The 23568-nt window shown below is 34.1% G+C and carries 20 protein-coding genes and 1 pseudogene; 8 read left to right on the top strand and 13 right to left on the bottom strand.

From position 1 onward, the window contains the following. Positions 1 to 54: 54 nt before the first annotated feature. From IPK14_24050 to IPK14_24030, 5 genes are all read right to left on the bottom strand, one after another. Positions 55 to 3081 (bottom strand): TonB-dependent receptor, encoded by a 3027-nt coding sequence (locus tag IPK14_24050; protein ID MBK7996328.1) that lies wholly within the window; start codon positions 3079 to 3081, stop codon positions 55 to 57. 80 nt (positions 3082 to 3161) lie between these two features. After that, positions 3162 to 3602: a hypothetical protein gene (locus IPK14_24045; protein MBK7996327.1), complete on the bottom strand. Its 441-nt coding sequence runs from the start codon at positions 3600 to 3602 to the stop codon at positions 3162 to 3164. Further along, positions 3578 to 4180 carry a hypothetical protein gene (locus tag IPK14_24040; protein ID MBK7996326.1) on the bottom strand — a complete coding sequence of 201 codons (603 nt, stop codon included), beginning with the start codon at positions 4178 to 4180 and terminating at the stop codon, positions 3578 to 3580. The genes IPK14_24045 and IPK14_24040 overlap by 25 nt, the downstream gene beginning before the upstream one ends. A 39-nt stretch (positions 4181 to 4219) precedes the next feature. Beyond that, positions 4220 to 4621 (bottom strand): response regulator, encoded by a 402-nt coding sequence (locus IPK14_24035; protein ID MBK7996325.1) that lies wholly within the window; start codon positions 4619 to 4621, stop codon positions 4220 to 4222. Positions 4622 to 5136: 515 nt separating this feature from the next. After that, positions 5137 to 6432 carry a hypothetical protein gene (locus IPK14_24030; protein MBK7996324.1) on the bottom strand — a complete coding sequence of 432 codons (1296 nt, stop codon included), beginning with the start codon at positions 6430 to 6432 and terminating at the stop codon, positions 5137 to 5139. Between the two features lie 251 nt (positions 6433 to 6683). Here IPK14_24030 and IPK14_24025 point away from each other — a divergent pair, with 251 nt between their 5' ends. Beyond that, positions 6684 to 7166, top strand: a complete 483-nt coding sequence (locus IPK14_24025) for a heme-binding domain-containing protein (GenBank protein MBK7996323.1) — start codon at positions 6684 to 6686, stop codon at positions 7164 to 7166. 122 nt (positions 7167 to 7288) lie between these two features. Continuing rightward, on the top strand, positions 7289 to 9115 hold the full coding sequence (locus IPK14_24020) for a bifunctional homocysteine S-methyltransferase/methylenetetrahydrofolate reductase (protein ID MBK7996322.1): 1827 nt from the start codon (positions 7289 to 7291) through the stop codon (positions 9113 to 9115). Here IPK14_24020 and IPK14_24015 read toward each other — a convergent pair. From IPK14_24015 to IPK14_24005, 3 genes are all read right to left on the bottom strand, one after another. Then, positions 9107 to 10768: a hypothetical protein gene (locus tag IPK14_24015; GenBank protein MBK7996321.1), complete on the bottom strand. Its 1662-nt coding sequence runs from the start codon at positions 10766 to 10768 to the stop codon at positions 9107 to 9109. The two genes, IPK14_24020 and IPK14_24015, sit on opposite strands and share 9 nt — an antisense overlap. A gap of 192 nt (positions 10769 to 10960) precedes the next feature. Further along, a complete protein-coding gene (locus IPK14_24010) occupies positions 10961 to 12370 on the bottom strand; it encodes a hypothetical protein (protein MBK7996320.1) in 1410 nt (469 codons plus the stop codon). Between the two features lie 204 nt (positions 12371 to 12574). Beyond that, positions 12575 to 12841 (bottom strand): AAA family ATPase, encoded by a 267-nt coding sequence (locus tag IPK14_24005; protein ID MBK7996319.1) that lies wholly within the window; start codon positions 12839 to 12841, stop codon positions 12575 to 12577. A 143-nt stretch (positions 12842 to 12984) separates the two neighbouring features. Between IPK14_24005 and IPK14_24000 the strand changes: the two genes are divergently transcribed. Beyond that, positions 12985 to 14109, top strand: coding sequence for a glycosyltransferase (locus IPK14_24000; protein MBK7996318.1), 1125 nt, complete (start codon positions 12985 to 12987; stop codon positions 14107 to 14109). A gap of 14 nt (positions 14110 to 14123) precedes the next feature. Here the strand turns inward: IPK14_24000 and IPK14_23995 are convergent. Next, positions 14124 to 14413, bottom strand: a pseudogene (locus tag IPK14_23995) (TMEM165/GDT1 family protein). A gap of 172 nt (positions 14414 to 14585) precedes the next feature. Here IPK14_23995 and IPK14_23990 point away from each other — a divergent pair. After that, positions 14586 to 16415, top strand: coding sequence for a DUF4388 domain-containing protein (locus tag IPK14_23990; protein MBK7996317.1), 1830 nt, complete (start codon positions 14586 to 14588; stop codon positions 16413 to 16415). Positions 16416 to 16500: 85 nt separating this feature from the next. Beyond that, positions 16501 to 17100: a hypothetical protein gene (locus IPK14_23985; GenBank protein MBK7996316.1), complete on the top strand. Its 600-nt coding sequence runs from the start codon at positions 16501 to 16503 to the stop codon at positions 17098 to 17100. Between the two features lie 11 nt (positions 17101 to 17111). On the opposite strand, the gene IPK14_23980 is transcribed toward IPK14_23985, so the two are convergent. The 3 genes from IPK14_23980 to IPK14_23970 form a co-directional block, all read right to left on the bottom strand. After that, positions 17112 to 17756: a bifunctional 4-hydroxy-2-oxoglutarate aldolase/2-dehydro-3-deoxy-phosphogluconate aldolase gene (locus tag IPK14_23980; GenBank protein ID MBK7996315.1), complete on the bottom strand. Its 645-nt coding sequence runs from the start codon at positions 17754 to 17756 to the stop codon at positions 17112 to 17114. 9 nt (positions 17757 to 17765) lie between these two features. Further along, positions 17766 to 18386 (bottom strand): cyclase family protein, encoded by a 621-nt coding sequence (locus IPK14_23975; GenBank protein ID MBK7996314.1) that lies wholly within the window; start codon positions 18384 to 18386, stop codon positions 17766 to 17768. A 196-nt stretch (positions 18387 to 18582) separates the two neighbouring features. Further along, positions 18583 to 19107 carry a CarD family transcriptional regulator gene (locus IPK14_23970; GenBank protein MBK7996313.1) on the bottom strand — a complete coding sequence of 175 codons (525 nt, stop codon included), beginning with the start codon at positions 19105 to 19107 and terminating at the stop codon, positions 18583 to 18585. Between the two features lie 354 nt (positions 19108 to 19461). On the opposite strand from IPK14_23970, the gene IPK14_23965 reads away from it, so the two are divergent. Both IPK14_23965 and IPK14_23960 read left to right on the top strand, forming a co-directional pair. Further along, positions 19462 to 20649: an amidohydrolase gene (locus IPK14_23965; protein MBK7996312.1), complete on the top strand. Its 1188-nt coding sequence runs from the start codon at positions 19462 to 19464 to the stop codon at positions 20647 to 20649. An 18-nt stretch (positions 20650 to 20667) separates the two neighbouring features. Then, entirely contained in the window at positions 20668 to 20856 is a 189-nt protein-coding gene (locus IPK14_23960; protein MBK7996311.1) for a hypothetical protein, read from the top strand. 65 nt (positions 20857 to 20921) lie between these two features. On the opposite strand, the gene IPK14_23955 is transcribed toward IPK14_23960, so the two are convergent. After that, positions 20922 to 23156 carry a DUF4388 domain-containing protein gene (locus IPK14_23955; GenBank protein ID MBK7996310.1) on the bottom strand — a complete coding sequence of 745 codons (2235 nt, stop codon included), beginning with the start codon at positions 23154 to 23156 and terminating at the stop codon, positions 20922 to 20924. 169 nt (positions 23157 to 23325) lie between these two features. Between IPK14_23955 and IPK14_23950 the strand changes: the two genes are divergently transcribed. After that, positions 23326 to 23568, top strand: coding sequence for a DUF3006 domain-containing protein (locus tag IPK14_23950; protein MBK7996309.1), 243 nt, complete (start codon positions 23326 to 23328; stop codon positions 23566 to 23568).

The following is a 23568-nucleotide window of genomic DNA, read 5'->3' as shown; positions in this document are numbered from 1 at the left end:
TTCTGACTATAGTGAAAGAGCAGTTTTTAACAAACTGCTCTTTCTAACTAAACATTAAAAAGATATTTTTACCCCTATCTGAAACTGACGAGGTGAAAAAGCAGCACGAAAGCGATCACGTGGTGCAGTAAAGCGATTTCCATCTTTAGCAGGTAAATTAAAATTACCATTAGCATCAGGTGGGAAAATAGGATTAACATCACTAATATTGGTTCGATTAAATAGGTTAAATGCTTCTATTTGAAATTGTAAGCGATATTTTTCATTAACAGTAATGCTACGAGATAGCCTTAAGTCAACATTAGCAAAACCTGGAGTTAAACCGCTGTTTCGAGCAATACTAGTAGAACCTACTAAAGGTCTATCACCTGGAGGGTTGTCTCCATTTAAGTTTAAATCCACTCCAGCCAATAAGTTATAAGCGCGGCCAGACTCTAAATTAACTATGCTAGATAATTGAAAGTCTCTCAAAAATGGATTTTTTGTATAGGACAATTCCCAAACACCAGAAAAAATAAATCGGCTACGAACGTCTTGTAGTGATAATCCTCTTTCGCCTCTTGGGTTTGTAGGATCTACAGATTGTTGTAGTTCATTACGAATATCAATAAAATTGTCTATTGATTTTGCAAAAGTATAGCTACTTAAGAAACCAAATAGCTTACTTAAACGACGATTGAATGAAACACTAAATGAGTTGTAGTAGCTATCATAAGCATTAGTAAATTCTAAAACATCCCCTTTTGTTGTATCAATTCTTCCTGTCATTGCACTTCCTGTAGGATCTCCAACAATTGGTCTGACAATAGGATTTATATTGCGTTGGGATAAGATTTTTAATCCTCTAACAAAAGCATAGCTCACAGAAAGAACTGTATTACTATCTATTAAGTAGTCTATCCCTAGATTTGCTTGCTGTGTATAACTAGCACGTGGGTTAGGTTGGTTGATAAAACCTAAACTAAGTTGAGGAATTAAGCTAACACCTGGTGGTAAAGTTTCTCCAATAGGTAATCGCCTATTTGGTGAATTATATAAAGGGATTGATAAAGGAAATTGTAAGGATAATATTTGTAAAGCACCTTGTTCTCCTTCATTACCAACAAGAGCAGGCCCATAAATAGTAGGAGCAAAAAATAACCCATAACCTCCATGGATTCGCATTTTAAGTAATCGGTTAGGTTGATAAGAAAAAGCTACACGCGGAGCAACATTTCCATTATTACTACCTAATACATCAACACGGCTAATATCATAGCGCACTCCCAATTTTAATAAAAAATTAGAACTTATCTTTATGTCATCTTGAAAGAAGGTAGAAAAAGTATTTCTAGCAACATCAGTTGTTCCACCTGTAGTACGTGTAAAGCCTTGAATAAATGCAGCAGGTAAGCCAGAATTAGCTAAATCCAATCGAGGAAACCCAGGTATCATTCCTGGTAAAGCTTGAGATAAACCCATTAGAAAAGCTTTTTGTTCTGGGGTTCGTAGTGAAGGATCAAATGCTTGTAATCCGCTAAATGCAGGGCCACCAAGAGGGCTTAAATCTAAGGGTTGAAAGAAAGCAAATCCTGCTCTAAATATAGGAACAAAGCCTGATGCTATACCATCTCTAGTATAGTCTGCTCCAAACTTAATTTGTTGAGAACCTTTACTAAGACTAACATTATTAACTATTTGATAAACATTTTGTATTCTAGGTTGTGGTAACAAAGTCCCTGCACCAAAAACTACTAAACCCTCTGGAGCAACAATGTTAACCTGTGGGCCGTTAGGGTCAATAGGTACAATTGTTTGGTTTCTACGACTATAAAGAAACCGAGTTTCATTGACTAGATTTGAGCTAGGATTGACATAGCTATTATTAACAGCTATGGAATTATCATCTAAAGACAATCGACCAGCATTAGTATCTGCTACTCTTGAACCACCTATTAAATCTCCAAAAGGTTCACCAGCACCATTGAATGTACGTCCATAATTATATCTAACAAAAAGCCTATCATTGGGAGCTATTTGGAAATCTGTTCTTGCCAAAAAGGTAGAAGTACCAATGCCAAAAGCTATAGGGCCATTACGAATAGAAAAACCTTGACTGTTAATTGACCTTACAGTATCATCTGTAATAGTTACTACACTATTTTGTTTTACAGATAAACGTTCAAAAGAAAGGAAATAGAAAGCTTTGTTTTTCTTAATTGCTCCTCCCAAAGTTGCACCAAATTGGTATTGCTTAAACTCAGGTTTAATTGGTGAAAAAGCATTACGGGCAGCAATAGACTCATTACGATTAAGAAAAAATAATGAACTGTGTAGTTCATTGCTACCACCACGAGTAATAATATTAATTACTCCTCCTAAAGCCTTACCAAATTCAGCAGAATAGCTATCAGAGACAACTTGAAATTCCTGTACTGCTTCCTGACTAAATGTTGAACGCACCCCTCCAGGAGCCGCATCATTATTATCTAGACCATCAATAGTAATTGAGTTATTACGAGCAGGTAAGCCATTAAAGGACAATCCAGAAGTAGCAGCAACACCTTGTTGAGGTGTGCGATCTGGTGTAACTCTAGGAGAAGTTAAAGAAAAATCTAGAAAATTTCTTCTATTAATTGGTAGCGAGTCTATTCTACCACGATCATTATTTGAACTACTTGCTGTTCTATTTTCATCTAGGATATTGTTTGCAATAACTTCTATTATTTCCTGCTCTTTTGCTTCTACAGTCAAAATAAAATTGTAATAACTAGTTGTTCCTAATGTTAAATTGAATTTTCTTGAAATCTTAGCAAAGCCTTCGGCATAAGCAGAAATTTCATAATTGCCGGGAGGAAGTTCATTTAGTAAAAACAAACCTTTTTCATTTGTTTGAATTTCTCTTGTTTGATTTGTTTGTAAGTTTACTGCTGTTACAGAAGCATTAACTATAACTCTACCTTCTTCATCTGTAACAACACCATTAGCATTAGCAGTGGTTGCTCCGCTTTGAGCTAAAATAGGCTGGGGATTACCTAATAAAAAAAAGTATAAGAGCAATATTAAGAAAACAAATTTAAGTTGCTTACCATTGTGCTGCATCAGTGTCTCCAATCTATATATTCATAAATTTTAACTTGACTTTTGAAAACTACAAATTAGGAGGATCAATTTATACAAATCTATACATACGGTTTATGTATATTATTTGTATTCTTAATAAAAAGCTTTGTATTACTATCAATGTATAGTCTGCAAGAGACTAATAAAGACTCAATAATAAAAATGTCTTGATCTACTATTGTATGTTCTATCATTTTTCCAAAAACGCTGAGTAATCTAAAATCATTGTTATTACCAAGATACATTTCTTGACTCAAGAGTTTTAGCCTTTGAAAATCCTTTTTAGCTAAAGCTTGCTCAAGCGATAAAATGACTTGTTTTTCTGAAGAAATTTTTGTGTGGGCAAAATTTTTTTGTGTATTTTGAAACATAATATTAGTGTTTTTGCAGATTATAAATTCCTTTTGATTAATAAAATAGGTAAGCCAAGTATTATAACTATAATAACCTAAAATTTTTACTTTAGAGATTTCATCTAAAGCTTTGATGGTTTTTGCCAAGAGATTTCCCATTCACAATGAGAACAACTAAGGGAAAAACATTTAGTATGAAATACTTTGACATTTTCTAGGCCATTTAATTGATTAGTTCTTTCTAACCAACCGTAAATACGATCACACATAACTGGTTGAGTTGGTATATTTGTTAGTTTAACAATAGATTTTCCTTTGTCTACCCTCAGAGTCTCCATCTGACCTTTATCATATAAACTAGACCAAATTATAGAAGCTTTTGCTAAATGTACGTTAGGAGTACGTATTTTTGAGTAAATATTATAAGTACTTTTCATTCCTATTTCAGCACTAAATCTTCCTGCATCTCTAGCAAAAAGCCTTATAGGTTTTCCTTTAATAGTAGCGGCCATTATGGTTAACTCATTTAATGTAGACACAGACACTTTATGAGTGGGAAGGATATTGTTATTAATAATTTTGTCTTTATATTCTGAACTAATTTGAGAAATAAATTTCTCTTTTTGTTGTTGGTCTAGTTCTTTAAATATATAAGCCAACAAACTTAACAAAACATTCCCTTTTACTAAACCTGCATCTTGTTTGGAAACAACTGTTTGACTCATCTTTATTCTATTACCCTATCAATAATTAGCTGCTTTTTGTTATGAAATACTAGAGGTTGTATAAGTGATAAGAGCATGATCAACAGCCTTTTTAAGAGCTTTAATAGAGCCATTTTTAGGTAGAGAAAAATCTGCTCCAGCAACTAAAACAGAGTTTTGAATTTGTTGGTCATAACACAAGCCAGAACAAACAATAATTTTTGCTTTACCATCAGCTTTGCGAAGGTTTTTTAGGAATTCAAAAGTATGGTTTTGTTTAGGAAAAAAACCATTAATGTCAGGAACACGCAAATCTGTAAGAATCAAATCGGGTTGGTGTTGAATGGCCGCTTCTATTGCATCATTGGTATTAGTAGCTTGTAAAATCACATGTTCTTTTAATACTGTAGAGTATAATTCACAAATAGTTTGATCATCTTCTATGATTAGAATAGTAGACATGCTCTCACCTTTGCCTTTTTTAATCTTTAATTCAAATAATCAGTAATATAACTAGCTATATAATATATAAAAAACAGTGAGGCTAACCTTACCTAATTTAGTAAAGTATTTTATAGTTATTAAAATGAAAAAATATTGCCTAAGTAAAGTTATAAACTACAAGTAAAGTATTCAAAGTAACAATTGCACAGTAATTATAGGGGCTATTTTTATTAATACAGGCATTGTTTGTTAGGGGTATCTGGTAAAGTTACTACTATCTACACACTAGCTATATGTAGGATAGCAAAAATGCGATAAACTAATCAATAGTTTTGTTTATTAAAATCCCTATTAAACCGCTTAAACCGCGGCCAGCCAGAAATAATTGCTGTAAGGGTAGCTAAAGAGCTAATAACTAGCTATAGTTGAACGCAGAATCAGCAATTTACAGACGCTAAGAACTATAAAAATATTGGCAATTTTTCCTTTCTACCTTTGGCCCCGATCCATTGGAGTGCTAATATCTCACATGATTACTTATCGGTGCTAGAAGTATCTAGCCCTAAATCTATTATTCCATCAGTTGTTAAATTTAAGGGATTAGTATCACTATTGATAGGATCATCTGTTTCGGCTACTAATGGAGGAAGTTCTAAAGGTGATAAGTCTCCTGATAAAATTGTTACATTTTTGATTCCAAAGGAAACTTGTTTTGACTCATTTTCTGTTATTTTGTCTTCCACTTTATTTGGCTCAAAAATTGGTTCTATAAGTCCAGGAGGCTCAAAAAGAGGCGTTGAAGGTGCTAAATCCGGTTCAAAAATTGGCCCTGATGGAGACAGGTCTGGCTCAAAAGTTGGTATTTCTTCTAGTATTTCAACTCCATTTTTTGCTGTCTCTATAATCTTTTGCCTAGCCGCTAGTTCTCGATAAGGAATCGGAATTTCTGCTGAAGTACGATAAAATTCTGGTGGTCTTTCCAAAAAAGCACTTTCTTGTATATTTTCTGTATTATTTTTACCTTCTATAACTTCTACGTCATTAATACTAAACTGTTTCTTATCTTCTACAGCACTACCCAGCAATTTTTCTTCTAGTGCTGTTGGTTGTAGTTCTCGAATTAGCCCAGTTAATGAAGGTATTTTTTCTAAGAAAATAGCTGGTGAAAGTAGTCCAACCAAGCTATTTGGTTCTGTAGGTGCAGGCCCGTCAAGACAAATAATTACACCTTGAGTTTTTGGATCTACTTTTAAGTTTTTAGTTGAAAGATAATCAATATCTATTGATTTTGCTGATAAAAAGACTTCTGTATGAGCAGTAAGTTTACCAATTTTTAATGTATTTCGTAGCTGAAAATCTAGTTTTGACCCTGTAACTACTTGTACTTGCATTGATTCACAGCTAAAACTAGCGGTTTCCTTTATTCCAATATGTTGGCCGTTAAATTCTGCCCCAGAAAAATTTAATGTATTAGCAGACACAGCATTAGCCTGAACACGTCCCCGATTGATCGTTATTTCCTCATCAACACGAATAACTTTACTTGATAAAGATTTAATATCAGCAAAGATTTCCTTAGCGCGAATTTCCATTATGTCAAAATCTTCACCTACAATTTTCACTTTTCCATTAAGGGCTTCTACGCTAGTCAGATTCTGTTTTTCTCCCTCAGTAGAAAAAATATGCACATCCCCATTTAATGATCGTATTACTGCGCCAGCAAATTTAGCATGTAAAATAATATCGCCATCATTAACTATTTCTATTCCGCGTTCTGTGAGGGAAAACTGAGCCATTGCAGGTAGCACTAAAACGTTTTCTTTTGACATTAAAAAAACTCCCTAAATATTTATAGTGCTTAATTTAACCATAAAGCCCTTTTTGGTCAATTGTTGATTGAGATATAAAGTTTGAAATTGGTCGTATTGCACTTTCTAATTATTAAATATGAAAAAATCCTCATCTTATTCTTAAAAACCCATTAATTTATAAGCTACTTTACCAGCAATTTAATGGCACAAACTTTGCGTTCTATATATTAAAGCAGGGCAAATAAAAGTGTTTGTTAAGGTAGGAGTGTATGAAAAAGAAAGTAGTTTTTTCTATTGTAGCAATTATATTTATAATTTTTCTAGCAATTCAATTTGTCCCTTATGGGCGCAACCATTCTAATCCACCAATTACAAGCGAACCTAATTGGAATAGTGCAACAACTAAAGACCTTTTCTCTCGTGCTTGTGCAGATTGTCATAGTAATCAAACATCTTGGCCTTGGTACAGTAATATTGCTCCTGTTTCTTGGTTAGTGCAAAAAGATGTTGAAGAAGGACGAGCTAAATTTAATGTTTCTGAATGGGGAAGAAAATCTGAAAATGAAGGTCATGAAGCAGCAGAAGAAATTCAATCTGGTGAAATGCCACTTACTACTTATTTGCTCACACACCCTAGAGCAGATTTATCAAATCAAGAAAAAAATGATCTTATTCAAGGTTTATCTGCTACTTTTGGTGACAAAATTGATAAACAAGAACATTCACATGCTCAAGAAGATGATGACGATTAAAATTAGTTGTTTCATTATCAGACAGTATATTAACAACCACCTTCCTTTGCTTGGTTGCACCAAATAGCTAAGATTAATACAATGGGGCTTTGTGCTAATTACTCATTAAATTGGGGTTAATAATGGTTAGAAACCTACCTGACTTTCTCTCTTGCCTTGATAAAGAAATTCTACTAGCTGATGGAGCTAAATCAACTGTTTGGCTAGAACAAGGTTTAAGTCCTGCTAGCTCAATGGAACAAAATTTATCTAATCCAGAAAATGTTATTAGACTTCATCTAGAATATATTGAAGCAGGGGCAAGAATCATTGAAACCAATACTTTCCGAGCCAATCGACTCCAACTTGCACGCTTTGGGCTAGCTAGCCAACATCAGGAAATAAACGCTGCTAGTGTTGCTATTGCTAAAGAAGCCGTGCGGCGTAGCGGAAAACAAAATATTTTTATTGCTGGTGCAATTGGGCCACTAGGGGCATTAGTTAAACCTTATGGTAATCTTTCTTTGTCAGAACTTGGAGCTATTTACCAAGAACAAATTAAAACTCTTTATCAAGCAGGTGTAGATATATTAGTTATTGAAACCCACCCTAGCCTTCTAGAAGCTTTAGAAGCTGTTAGAGCAGCACGAACTATAGATTCACGTCGTCCAATCATTGCACAAATGACATTTCTTGAAGATGGACTCTCAAAATTTGGTGATGAGCCTCGTCGAGCATTAGAAGCACTTGCTGCCGCAGATGCCGACGTGGTGGGTGTAAATTGCAGCATTGGCCCACATCATATGTATAATTTACTAGTAGATTTTCTAAAGACTACTAATTTACGTGTTTCTATACAGCCTAATGCTGGACACCCTCAATTAATTGGAAATCGTCAAGTTTATCTAACTTCTCCAGATTATTTACAAGAATATGCACGTCTTTTTGTTGAAGCAGGTGCAAACATTATTGGTGGTTGCTGTGGAACTACACCAGAACATATTCAAGCAATGTCTAAAGTAGTTACAGGTCAAAAACCGCGTCATAGCAGCCATACTTTAAGCTCAGATCCAATAATTGTTACTAGTTCACAAGTTAAAATGAGAGATGAACTAGAAAAAAAACTTGGTAAAGAGTTTATAGTTACAGCAGAAATAGACGCTCCTTCAGGGCTTAATTACAAATCAAATATTGAACAAGTAGAAAAATTAATAAGCTTAGGTGTTGATGCTATACAAATTACAGATAATCCAAAAGCTAGAGTAAGAATGTCCTCTATTGCTTTTGCTCATTTAGTACAAGCTCAAACTGGAATGGAAGTAGTCCTACATTTTAGCTGTCGTGATCGCAATTTGTTGGCAATTCAATCTGAATTAATGGGAGCCGCCGCGCTTGGTATTCGCTGGATTTTAGCTTTAACCGGAGATCCATCAAGTGTTGGAGAATTGCCATCAGCAACTTCCGTCTTTGATGTTAATTCTGCTGGTCTTGTACGGATTTTACACGGTCTAAATCAAGGTTTTACTCTAGCTGGAACAGACATTCAAAGACCTACCAACTTTCGCATTGGTGCATCTGTAAACCCGGCAGCACCTAATCTAGATGTAGAGTTAGATAAATTAAAAGAAAAAATTGACAGTGGTGTAGATTTTGTCCAAACCCAACCAATATTTGATTTAGATCTGCTAAAACGTTTTGCAGATAAGACTAAAAACCTTAACCTACCCATCCTAGTTGGACTAATGCCGCTTAGAGATGCTCGACATGCAGAATTTCTTCATCATGAAGTGCCGGGAACAAAAATTCCTGACAAACTCCGTAAAAGACTAAGTAATACTAATAAGGCTGAATTATTTAATGAAAGTGTTGCTATTACCCAAGAATTATTATTAGCAATAAAAGAGCTTTTCCCAGGAGTTCATATTTTAGTGAATGAAGATACTAGAATTATTGAAAAATTATTAATTTAAGCATTTTTTAGCAATAACTTCTGTGTCCAGACGAACAGAAATTAATTTAGAAATACCTGGAGATTGCATTGTCACTCCATAAATTGAGGCTGCCATTTCCATAGTACGCTTACTATGTGTTATTACTAAAAACTGTGTGTTGTTACTCATATGTTTTACTTTTTCAGTAAAACGCCCAATGTTAATTTCATCAAGTGGCGCGTCTACTTCATCAAGAACACAAAAAGGGCTAGGGCGAAATTGAAAAATACTTAAGACTAAGGCTAATGCAGTCATAGCCTTTTCCCCGCCTGAAAGCAATAAAATATTTTGTAATCGCTTGCCTGGAGGTTGTGCATTTATATCAATGCCGCTTTCTAAAATATCCTCTTCGTTAATTAATGACATTTCACCATGTCCGCCTCCAAAAAGCTCTTGAAACATAACAGAAAAGTTAGCATTAATTTTTTGGAATGCTTCACGGAATTTAATACGAGAACGGATTTTGATTTCCCTTAAAGCTGCTTCTGTAGCGTCAATTGCAACTAAAATATCTCTATATTGTTCTTGTAGAAAGGCTTGTCTTTGTTCTGCTTCGGCTAGTTCTTCAAGTGCCATCATATTTACAGCACCTAAATCTAATAATTTATCTCTAGTTTCAACTAACAATTGCTGAACGCTAGCAACATCATTTTGACTTTCTAATAACTCATTTAATTCTGCACTAGTAGGACTATTAATTAGATCTACAATATTTTCTGTAAGTTCATTTAAGCAATTTTGTGATAAATGTTGTAGGTCGCTTTCCTGACGAGCCTTTTCAACCTGAAAATTAGCTTTTAACTCTCGGTGCTTAGAAATTTGGTTTCTTAGGTCTACTATTTTTCTCTCAAGTTGGGCTATCTCGCCATTTTTGCTAGCTAAGTCTTCTTCAGCCTTAGTTAGATTGTTTTCTGTAATTTGTATTTCTTTTGTTAGGTTACTAATTATTTTTTCCGCTAAAACTAAATTATTTTTTAATTCCTCGCCACGTTTAGCTAGTTGTGTTAAATCAAACTTAAGTTTTTCATTTTGTTGGATTAGCTCTTGATTTTCTGTAATTAATTTTTCTAAAGTTTGTTTAATTGCTCGGTAGCGTTCTTGTTTAGCGGCTGTTTCTGTTTTTAGCTCCATTAGTTTTTGGTTTGCTAGCTCAACATCAGGTTTTACTTGACTAATTACAGCTTTTTTTGCAGCTAAATTATTCTCTATATCAATTTTATATTGCTCTGCTTCTTGTAATTCTTTAATTGTTTCTATAATTCTTGCTGCTAATTTTATTATTTCTTGCTCATTTTCTGTAACTTTTGTTTTAACCACTTTAATTTGTTGGCGAGTTCGTTCAAGCTCTTTAGCACTTTGTGAAACTTCGACTTGTTGCGCAGCTAAGGTTTTTTCCTCTGTTCTTAACAAAGAATCAATTTCTGCTTTTTCTTCTTCTAGTTGTCTGACTTTTTCTTGTTGAACATTTAATTTATTTTTAGCTGTTATTTCATCTGATTCTAGGTTAATTAACTTATCATTTAACTCTTTAATCTCTCGTTTAAGCTGTAAAACATTGCTGCTAACTTTATTAAAATTAGTAGTTAAAAGCCTTCCGGCCCTAACTTTTTCGCCATTAACAGTAAAAAACAAATATTGTGGGTTATTCGCGGAAAGCTCTAAAGCTATTTCTAAATTATCAGTAACAAACGCTTTAGCAAGTTCAGGAAAAGTTAGCTGAAATAAATTTATATACTCTGCCTTTAATCCTAATAAATTTAGTAATAATTTTGCTCGCTTATCATCAATATTAATAGTTATTGTCTCTTGGCTATCTACTTTATTTTAAATAACTAAAAAGCTAGCTTGGCCTCCTTTTTGCTTACTTAACCATTCTATAGCGTTAACTGCATCTACACTTTGTTTAACCAAAATTGTTTGTAAAACATCTGTAAGCACTTTTTCTACAATAGTTTCATTTTCCACCTTTACAGACAAAATATCGGCTAATGTACCAACTAAATTAAACTGTTTTTGTATTTTTTTATCACCAAGGAGTTTTTGCACAGATTCGCTAAAATAGGCTTGTTTTTCGTCTAACTGTTTTAATGAGCCAAGGCGGTCTTCACTACGAGCAATTGAGCGTGTTATTTCATCTAATGTTTTTTGTGCTTGTAAAGTGCTTTGTTTTTCTAATTTTAAGCGGTCTTCAACATCTTCTAAATCCGTTAAAAATGTCTCAATTTTATCTTCTGTTTGAGTAAGTTTCTTACGTAATTTATTAAATTCCTGCTCAGAATTTGCAAGTTGCTCTTCTGTTTTTCCAAGTTCACTATTTAACTGCTCTTTTTGCCAATTAGCCCGCTTTTGATTATCTAATAGCTGTTGGTGAAGGTTTTTTAACCTCTCTGTATTACTTATTTCATTTAGCTGTTGTTTTTGAAGGCTATCTAACTGTTTTTCTAACTCAGCTAAATTTTTTTGCTGAGAACGATAAACTTTTTCCTGATTATCCAAATCTTTTTCTAGTTTATTTACTTGCTCGCTTAATATTTCTTTGTCTATTTTATGTTTAAGGATTTCTTGTTGATTAATTACAAGCTTTTCTCCAATATTTTTTATTTCTTGCTCAGAATTAATAATTCTTATTTTTATTTCCTTTTCTTGCTCTTTTTGATAATTAATTGAACTATGTGTTCGCTGTGATTCTATTTCTAATTCTTTATGGTGTTCTTTTATTTGCTCTAACACTTCCTTATATTTATCAACTTCTAATTGTAAAACATGACTTCTAGCTTCTTCTTTAGTAAATTCAATTATTAAACTTTGCTCTATCTGTTGATTCTGATTAAGTTTAGCTACCACGCTATTTAGATTATCATTAATTCTTTTATATTCATTAATAAAAATATATTGCCAATATAGGCGGATTTGCTCCCGTAATTTACGATAACGGCGAGCTTTTGAGGCTTGTTTTTTTAGCACTGCTATTTGTCGTTCAATTTCTGCCAAAATATCATTTAGGCGAGACAAATTTTGTTTAGTTGCTTCTAGTTTAAGTTCGGCTAAGTGCTTTTTGGCCTTAAATTTAGTAATTCCTGCTGCTTCTTCAATTAATCCTCGTCTCTCTTGTGGTTTAGAAGAAAGGATTTGTCCAATATGGCCTTGCTCAATAATTGCATATTGCGCCCCACCTAAACCAGTACCAGCAAAAAAGTCTTGAATATCTCGCAACCGGCAAATATGCCCATTCATTAAATAATCGCTATCCCCAGAACGATAAAGCCGACGACAAACCGTTATTTTTTCGCCTTTTGTAATTGTAGGCAGGCTTTTTTTCTTTTTGCTAACTTTTTTAGCCTCTACTTCTAACGTGTTATTAGCTAATAAGTTATCAATTTTTACATTTGACTCTTTAATCTCAATATCATCGGCTTCATTATCACGTGCAGAAATATCTTATGTAGCCATAAGCGTTAAAGTGACTTCTGCTAGCCCTAAAGGTTTACGTTCAGCCGTCCCATTAAAAATTACATCTTCCATTTTACTACCGCGTAAAGACTTAGGGGACTGCTCACCTAACACCCAAGAAATAGCATCCAAAATATTGCTTTTTCCACATCCATTAGGGCCAACTACAGCAGTTATTCCTTGATGAAATTTAACTTCTGTTACTTCAGCAAAAGACTTAAAGCCTCTGATTTCTAATTTTTCTAGCTTTAACATAATCAAAACAAATGACTTAAAAGATTTGCACAGTTAAATATTAATTTTTAATTATTTAACTTTACTTGTAAAATTTCCACACTATAGATTAGCATTGCTATTTTGTCAAATTTTCGCCTACTAATCTAAAATTGTTTTTATTTATGCTATTAAATTTGCAAATTTGCTTACTTGTATTATTACTATTAGTTACAATAAATTTTTTTACTAATTACTTAACAATAAAGCTAGTTTTACCAACACTCAAAGTAGAATCAGAGGAACTTTTAGTTTCTGTTTTGATTCCTGCCCGTAATGAAGCTAATAATATTACTGATTGTTTAATATCGCTTCAAAATCAAACTTATTCTAATTTAGAAATCTTAGTGCTTGACGATGAAAGCACAGACGACACTAGCAAACAAGTTGCTAAATTAGCAGAAACAGACAAGAGAATAAAATTAATTACAGGTCAAAAACTGCCTAAAGGTTGGGTGGGAAAGTCCTGGGCTTGTCATCAGTTATCAGACGTGGCAAACGGAGATTGGTTACTTTTTACTGATGCTGATACACGTTACACCCCTACAGCAATTTCAGCTAGTGTAGTTTTTGCAACTAAAGAAAAGGCAGATTTACTATCTTTATTACCAAAGCAATTAGCTCCTACAACTAGCACCCAAATAATGATGCCGCTACTTTACTTTATCTTTTATACTTTATTTCCTGGATTTTTTTTAAGTAGAACTAAAACCGAGTCTATTTCTGCGGCCATAGGGCAATTTTTATTATTTAATCGATCTGCTTACCAAGCAATCAATGGTCCTAAGAGCGTGGCAAGCTCTATTGTTGAAGATTTAGATTTAGCAAAAGCTGTAAAAAAAGCAAACAAAAAATTAGTTGTAGCTGATGGAACGCTACTTTTATCTTGCCAAATGTATCAAACATTATCAGAACTATGGAAAGGGTTTACTAAAAATTTCTTTGCTTCTTTTTCTTATTCAATTATTAAGCTAATAGGCTTTATTATTTTTAATTTAATAATTTATATTTGGCCTTTTATAGCATTATTAATAGCAACAAAAACTGTACTTTTTATTACTATTTTTCAAATATTACTAGTTTATTTACTAAGGATTATTTTACTAAAGCGTCATAGCTATCGAATTTATAGCGTTTTGCTACATCCTGTTGCAATAATAGTAATGCTAGCAATTAGTTGTAATTCTATTTACTCAATTATTAGTAGTCGTGGAGTAGTTTGGAAAGACCGTAATTACCAGCAAAACTAAGAAATTTAAGAGTCTTATCTTTTTTCCAAGTAAAATACCTTAATCAAAGTCCAAGATCCAACTAATATAAAACCGACCCCAGCAATTATAGAAAGGTATTTTTCATTTAAGTATTTTGAAATTAGGCTGCCAGCCAGTACTCCTAAAGCAGAAGTAGTTACTAAGGCTAGAGCAGAAGCAAAAAAAACACCCAGCGGTTAACATTTTGCCCAGAAGCAAAAAGCATTGTAGCTAGCTGGGTTTTATCGCCTAGTTCAGCAATAAAAACTGTTATAAAGATGGTTATAAAGTTTTTAAGATCCATTTTTTCCTCAAAAATTATTATTGATCTAGTTTAATGTTTAACATCAAAAATACTTAACTACTTGTATTTTATTTATATGTTTATTTTTAGTATGTTCTTGTTCTTGCAATTAGTTAGTTAGCAAAGTATTATCAAATTTATTAACTCTCAAAAAATCAGGCTAAAAAATTATATGCAAGGCTCACTTTTAACAACCCCTTTTCCAGAAATCCTACGAGTTATTTATAATGAACGTCGAAGCGGTGAATTAATAGCAAAAGCTACAGTAGAAACCGCTAATCTAGAAAAACATGTCTGTTTTGAACGTGGACAAGTTGTTTTTGCTTCTAGCAACCAACCCGAAGACCGAATTGGTGAAACTTTAGTCCGTTATAATAAATTAACACGTCAACAATTAGAACAGTTCTTCACCCAACTTCCTTCAGGACAAAGGGTAGGACGTGCATTAGTTGAATTTGGCATACTTAGCGAAAGAGAGTTAGTTAATTATGTCACCCTACAATTTATAGATATTATTTATTCTGTTTTTAATTGGAAAACAGGCAATTTTCAATTTAATACTGGTGAAAATTTAGCTCCAGATGAGCTAAAAATGAAATTTTCTACTCCAACAATTATCCTAGAAGGAATACGTAGGCTTAACGATTTTGATGTAATTAGAAAAGGTATAGGATCAGCATCTAAATGGCTACATACAACAACTACAGGTCGCTCTAAAATCCAGGCCATAGCCTTTAATCCTGTAGAACTAAGTTTAATGAATATGGCTAAAGAGCCGATAGATATATTAAAACTACTAGTAAATTCTAAAGATAGACCTGAAAAAATTCTACAATCTATTTATGGATTATTAGTAATAGGAATGCTTGAACAAGTAGATGAGCCTGCTCAACAAGAACAACCTATTTTCCCTGGCACAGATATTACACCTACAGAATTTGAAGCAATAAGACAAAGAATTATGTCCCGTGATCCAAGGGCAATACTTGGAGTACAACCACAAAATAATATAAATGAAGTTTATGAAGCATACCTACAATTAGCTACACGTTTCCATCCAGATAAATTTGCTAATGCACCTCAACAGCTAAAAACTGAAATTGAAATAATTTTTAACTCTATTAATGAAAGTTACAATTATATTCGTACTGCTCCAGTTGCTCCACCTCCACAAGCTATGCAACCTATAATGCCCGCTCCAAATACAATGCCTCCACCCTTACAACCTCAGATGCAACAACCTATGATGGGTTATGGTATGCCAGGCCAAGGCTATTACCCACAACAATCTATGCAACAACCTATGCAACCGCAAATGCCATCACCTTTTGCCCCTCAAACACCTAATGCACCTTTACCTAATACTAGGTTACAAACCGGTGCAGCAAGAAATATCTGGCAAACCGGCGCAGTACAACAAGTTCCTCCTCAACCCGGCTATGCTACGCCAAATAATTATCAGCCGCCTCAACCACAACAGGGTTATTATCAACCTAGTAATAATCCATCTGTAAATCCTGCTATTAACCCATTAGCACAGCTACAAGCCTCTAAACGAAGTTCTATAACTCGTGCTGTTTCTGATGAACTTGACTATAAAGGGGAAAAAGATAAAAACCCATTTGCAGCACTGCAAAAAAAGAATATGGGAGCAGACCAGGCTATTAGCGAAATGTTAGATTATTTTGATGATCGCCGCGCACCTCTTTTTACTTCTGATGCTCTATCAAAACTACTACGTACCAAACCTCCAACAACCATTAGCCAAAAAGAGTTAGTAGAAACTATTATTAATTGGGCAAGAAATAAGTCTAGCGTTATGGGGTGGCCGATACCTATAATTTTATTAAGAGTAATAACTTTAATAAAACAAGCAGAGCAATCTCAGCTTATAGAAGACTTTGATGGTGCTAACTTTTACCCAAATTTTATCAATGAGTTAGCTAATTATTGTAATCCAGCAGAAGCTGAAGAATTTATGCGTGGTTTAAGTAGTATTTAAGAATATGTCAGAAAAGAAATTTTTTACTCCTAAAAAAACTCTTTTACTAAAAAATTTTTTTATCCATTGCTAGCTTGTTGATTATTTGGATATTAATAGATTTTTATGGCCCTGGTCAGCTAATTTACGTAAATTTAACCCTGTAGTAATTGCACAGCTAGAAACTAAAATGTGGCGTGCCTATTATGATAAAAAACCTGCTGAACTTTACTATTTACTAGTAATAATGCTTAGAGAACAAAATAAATTACCATTTTGGCAAGCTAATCTAACTGCTTATTATGCAGCAAAAGCCGCTTTTGCTTTTAAGGAAGGAAAAAGCCGTGCTGATTATGAAAAAGCTATTCCCTATTTACAAAATTATTTTGCATCAATAAATCATATAGGTAATATGTCTAGTAATACTCAAGAATTAGCTAAATTAGAGCTAGAATGGTGGATTGTTCATAGAGAAAGAAAAACCTATGGTGAGCAAGCTTTGGTTAATGCAATTGCTGAAACTTCAGCAAAATTTTATGGTGTTGAAATAAATAAGCTTAACTCTTATGCTGAGGCTCGTACAAAAGCAATGCTTTATCGAGACAACCAACAAGAATTAGGTAAAGTAACAGAAGAGGATTGGAAGGCAATTGAAACTGATCTAACTCAAGCCTATACATCTTTAGTGACAGAGATAAACCATTGATAAACAGCTACTTAGCTTATACTCTCAACTTCTTTAATTAAAGTGCGTGAGCGTTCTGCAATACTAGCATAATTATCATTATTAATATCTGCTAATCTAAATATACTACCGCCAACTCCTACAGCAAAAGCCCCTGATTGTAGAAAATCTTTTACATTATTAATAGTAACGCCGCTAGTTGGTAGAAGTCTAACTTCTGGCATAGATTCTTTTAAGGTGTGAATATAAGAGGAAGCTCCAAGAGTATAAACAGGAAAAACTTTAATTAAAGGGACTCCAAAATCCCATGCAGACAAAATTTCTGTAGGAGTAGCAGCACCAGCTATAGGAAAAGTTTTTTTGCTAATAGAAAATTCAATAATATTAGCATTTGTATGAGGAGAGGAAATAAATTGCGCTCCACCTTTAATTGCTCGATCTGCCATATCAATAGAAATTACATTTCCAGCACCAACCCTAATAGCATCTCCATATTTACGGCGCAAATCAGAAATAACCCTAACGGCTCCAGAAGTTGTAAGAGAGATTTCTATTAATTTTAACCCTCCAACAACCGCCGCTTCTGCTGCTTTTAATGCTGTTTCTGCTGAGTCGGTTTTTATTATGGCAAAAATTTTATGACGTTCAATAACACTTAAGATGGAAAAATCTATCATAAATTCCAACTAACCCCGTAAAATAACGCGTGCTGGCGCACCATCAGCATTTTCTATTTTTAATGGTAGGCAAATCATTTCATAATCCCCTGCTTCAACTTCTGCTAAATTTAGCCCTTCAATTATTATTACACCGCTTCCAAGCAAGGTTTTATGGGTTTGGTAGTTAGTAGATCCATATTGCTCAATCGATAAATAATCAATCCCTACAAGCTTAATTCCTGACTCAACCAAAATTTCTGCGGCATCAGGTGTTACATAAACATAATCGGTGACAAAATTTTTGTTACTCCATAAATAAGAGTTCCGGGTCTTAAAGATTAACCTTACACAATCGCCTAAATCTATTTCCTTAAGCACATTTTTATCAATTTTAGCTGAAGGGATTTCTACAACACGAGTGCGTCCAATTAATAAATTAAGTGGTATTTGGTCTACTTTAATTCCTGTTTCAATAAAATGATAAGGTGGGTCTATATGTGTGCCTGTATGAGAACCAAGAGAAATAGAGCTAACATTACAAACACCGCCTTTAGCTATACTTTCTCTTAAATGAATGTCTATCTTAGGATCACCTGGATAAACTGGCATTTCAGGGCTAATTGGCACTGAAACGTCATAAATTTTCATTAGTTTTACTAGTACAAAATTACTGTACTGCCTCCACTAAATATTTATTTTAATTAAATTAAAGCAAGGAAAATAATACCGTAACATTGGCATATTATTTTCCTTGTTATAGACATATATTAAAAAGCTAAAGATTTATTTAAGCTTAAAATTCACTTTAGCTAGGACGTTTATTCTTTAGTTACAAAAACATTACTTATGCAAAAGCATGCATATGCTTACTTTCATGTTTAACGCAAGCTCTATTTAACGCATTGTCAACTTGATCTGAGACTTCTTTTTCAGAAGAGACTGAAACAATTGCTAATTCACTGACAACTAGAAACTTAGCTCTTTCTAGCATTCTTTTTTCACGAAAAGACAAAGGTTTAGCTTTACTTAAGTAAGTTAGATTTTTTAAGATTTCTGCTACAAAAAATATATCACCTGTACGCATTTTATCAGAAAAATCCTTAAAGCGATCTTTCCAATCTGCTGGAGGTTCAGAAAAATTATCGCTTAGAAGTTTCCATAGTTGTTCACATTGATTTTTAGCAATTGGCATTCTGAGTCCAACTTGTTTGGCATTATTAATTGGCACCATTACAACAGAGTTAGTAGCAGAAAGGCGTAAGTGATAAAACTGGTTATCCGCACCATCCATATATCTAGTAGTTATTTGTTCAATAGTTGCAACACCATGATTAGGATAGACGACTTTTTCCCCAATATTAAATAACACAAAACACCTCCCTATAAATAAAAACAAAACTTGAGAAAAAAAATTTTACTGTGAAGATCATATATTTATTCTTGAAAAATTTTCGCAGGCTCACCAACCATTAGATTTTCAGTAATTTGAAATAGATGGAAAACGCTGTTAATTTAAGAAGAGCGAATCACTAATGGATTTTAACATTGCTGTTACGTTATGGTCAAGAAATAGCTTTATTACAACAAAATAAGCTAGAAACTACCTAGATTAATTTGCCAGGCTACTCATTTACTTAAATTTGTCTGACAATGGGTTGCTTAATTTTGGCTAGTTTGGTTAATATTTTCTCCAAAGAAATAACTAATAAAGCAGGAACATTTAATGACATTAGCTGTAAGTATTTCCCCTGACGACAAATCAGAATTAATTTCTAACCGTCGATGGTTTCATAAACACCCAGAATTAAAATTTGAAGAAAAAAAGAGTGCTGAGTTTATAGCTAAAAAGTTAACTAGTTTTGGCTACAAAGTAGAAACTAATATTGCTCAAACTGGTGTAGTAGGGTTAATTAATAGTGGTAAACCTGGCCCCTGCCTAATGCTTAGAGCCGATATGGACGCTTTGCCTGTAGCAGAAGAAAACCTTTTAGATTATTGCTCTTCACATAAAGGAGTAATGCATGCGTGTGGACACGATGGACATATGGCAGCTTTACTTACTGCTTCTAAACAGCTAGTACCGTTAACTAACGATCTATCAGGTCAATTAAAAGTAGTTTTTCAACCTGGGGAAGAAGGCGGAAACGGTGCTTTAAGGATGATTGAACAGGGTGTCTTAGAGAATCCAAAAGTAGATGCTGCTTTTGGACTACATTTATGGAATGGTTTGCCTGTAGGCCAAATTGGTGTAATTACTGGTGCTGTTATGGCTTCAGTAGATGAGTTTTCTTTAGTAGTTAAAGGTCGTGGCGGACATGGAGCAATGCCACATCAAACCGTAGATGCAATTTTAGCAGCTTGTCAAATTGTCAATATGCTACAAAGTATAGTTGCTCGTAATATTAACCCATTGGATTCAGCCGTAGTTACTATAGGCAGTTTTCATGCGGGTCAAGCCTTTAACGTGATTGCAGAAACAGCAGAACTTCGCGGCACAATACGCACATTTAGCCAAGAAGCTTATGAAAAGATTCCTGACCTATTTGAGCAAGTAGTTATTAGCACCGCAAAAGCTCTAGGTGCAGAATGTTATATTGAATATGAACGCCTTGGGCCTCCAACAATTAATAACCCTGATATGGCTGAGTTTGTACGACAAATTGCAGCAGAAGTAGTTGGAAAAGAAAATGTTATTTCTGATGACCGGGCCCGAACTATGGCAGGTGAAGATATGGCTTATTTTCTATCTAATGTTGCTGGATGTTTCTTTTTTGTTGGTTCTCAAAATTCTGAAAAAGGCTTAATTCATCCACACCATAGCCCATTTTTTAATTTTGATGAAGAAGCATTGCCCATAGGCGTAGAAATGTTAAAACGTATTGCTTGCCAATTTCTAAAAACAAATAAGTAAAATCTTTAAGGGGAAAAAATGAAAACTAAAATACCTGGTATAATTGCCATTGTCCTAGCTTTAGCATTAATAGCTACTGGTATTATCGTTAAGCGCACTTTAGGAATGCCACAATACTTAATTATCTTTCATGGTTTAGGTGGCCTTTTGCTGGTTACAGGAATTAGCCTTTTATTTATTGGCCGCAAAGGAAAAGAAGAAAACTAATACAAAATATCAAAGCCCTGTAAATCTAGTTACAGGGCTTCAAAAGAGGCTTTAATTTTTATATTTTAATTATTACTTGGTAGTAATTTAGTTAAAAAGCTAGGTACGCCTAAAGTGTCATCTCCAATAATTGCTTTTAAGCCTTTTTTAGCAACAGGATTTTGTGGCTCTATTTTTAAGGCTTCTCTAAATTCATTTTCTGCTCTACGAACCAATCCAACTTTACTATAAAGTTGAGCTAAACCTAAATGAGCCATTACATTTTGTGGCTCAATATCTAAGACCTGGTTAAATTGCTCTTCTGCTTCTTTTTGCCAACGTTGGTTATTAGATAAAACATGTCCTAACAATAATCTATAGCGGGTTTGCCTAGGAGAAAGCTTTACAGCCTCACGTAGGTTTTTTACTGCCCCTCCAACATCTTTAGATTGAAAAGCATTTCGTCCAACAACAAAAAGCTGTTCAGCTTGTTCTTGCTCATCTAAAACAGGCGTAGTTTCTACCATAGAAAGCGGGCTAGTTGTTGCTGATTCCATTTCTGATAAATTCATCATTACTTCTTCTGTAGAAAGATTATCTAGTGCAGTTGTAGAAAGTGCTTCTTGAACCATTCTTGTATTTTCTGACATAACTGTAGTTGGAGCAACAGGACTTTCTAAAACCTGGCTTTCTGATGATAAAGCTAATGGTTCTGTCATAGATGAATAATTTTCTTCCTCAACAACAGGCGTAGAAAGTTGAGAGAGTTCATCTAAAGCATCCATCAAAGCTTCCGCCTCAGAAGTATTAACCAAGGCTTCTGTAGGTGAATCAACTTCTTTTGCAATTTCTAAAGACTGTGTAATTGCAGGAGCATCTAAAATGGTTTGTTTTAGCTTAATATCTAGCTCAGAAACAGCTAACTTGCTACCTGTTCGGCTAAATGGCTTTGAATTGCTAGCTAAAGAACCTGTGCCTAAAGACAATGTTTCATCTTCTAATACAGCATCTTCCGTAGTATCAGTGTTTAAGCTTTCTTCAAAGCTAGGTAATGGTTTAGTAGAATGATGCCCTAATGTTTGTGCAATTACAGGAGTTTGTACTGGACTTGCTTCTACATTAGCAAACTTCCCTGTTGCACTTTGTTTTTGTGCTGGTGTTGGCGGAAGATTTTCTAACGGTTGTGGTGCAGTATTGCGCCTAATTGGGCCTGTAACACCTGTTGGAACTGGCATTGCTGTAGTTTCAACCATTACCAAATTACGTGCTTGGTCATATAAACTAGTTAATTGGGTAAATAGCTCATCTATTTCGCTTCTTAATTCTTTAGTTGCAGATAAATGGCGGTCTGGATGAAATTCCCTAGCTAATTTATAATAAGCACTTTGTAATTCTTCTAATTCACACCCTGGATTAATAGCAAATAATTGATATACATCCCCATCTTTCATTCGAGCTTTTACTAAATCTATTCGTCGTCTTAGAGCCATTTCATCAACTTTATGTGCGCCAGTTTGCCGGTTACTAGCCACCACAACCGGAACAGGTTCACCCATTCCTAAAGTTTGGCGGACTACTTTTTCTGGAACTTCCATTTTGCCGCTTTCTTGTGAAAGTTCAGCAGGAGCAAAACGTTCTAAAACTCCAGCAGATAACAATCCATATAAAGACCTTAAAACAGTTTCAGCAGGAGATTTTACTTTTACTAGTAATTTAATTAAACTTAAAGGCTCTCTAATAACATCTATAATTTGTCGCTCAAGTGGTCTTAAGGAAAGCGTTTGAAGTCTAAGCAGTGGGTTGGTTGATGGCCCAACTAATCTATTTAAGTCCCCTAGCCCACGCTCAATAACGTCTATATCACTTATTCGGCGAACGCCTTCTAAAATAATGCTTGCTGTAGATAGGTCTAATTTTAGGTCTTCAGAAATGGTTTTTCCTACTTCATAAAATTCATAACTGCCTACTGTCCAGTTAAATACTGAATAAATTATGTCTAATACCTGAAAAGTAACATTAGCAATTAAATCCCGCTCAGAAATTATTTTTAGGTCTACTAAAATCTTACCAAAACGTTTACCTCTACCCATATGAGCTTGAGCTAAATCAAATTGTTCTTGGCTAATTGTGCTATGTCTAAGCATACTTTCACCAATTCGGTCTTCTCGGCGATTACTAGAAGCAAAAACCATTGCTCCTAGCTCAAAAAATATCTCTTTCCGAGTATGGTCTTGAGTTAACCTTAAACAACCCGATCTACGCTCTAAATAAATTTGTCTTAACACATCTGGTAAACAATCTTGGTTTAGTTGTCCCCGCATAAGTTCTTGATTCTCCCTTTAGCTTTAATAGCCATAATTATTGATAGTCGGCAAATAGGCTTTTGTGTGTTAGTCACTCACAGATATACTAAGCCAGCATTCTAAATTCTTTATTCTTAATAAAGCAAGCATTTAGTAACCCTTTTTTAAGGTATAATTTTATAATTTTATGAAAGTATTTATTGACCGTATTGAGTCAAATATAGCAGTAATGCTTATTGTAAATAGAGAAGAAATTAACTTAGATATTCCGCTAGAATATCTTCCAGAAGGCTCTCGCGCTGGAGATTATTTTGATATTTCCTTTACTGTTGACCCTGCTAGCCGTTCTAGCGTTGAAGAACGCACCAAAGATTTATTAAAAGAACTTACCAAAGATAGCGACCCTGACCAAACAGACTTTAAGCTTTAA

It is taken from the genome of Blastocatellia bacterium (genome assembly GCA_016713405.1).
Classification (GTDB): Bacteria; Acidobacteriota; Blastocatellia; order Chloracidobacteriales; family JADJPF01; genus JADJPF01.
Note: the sequence above shows the minus strand (reverse complement) of the source record. Positions and strands in the feature narration are given on the sequence as shown.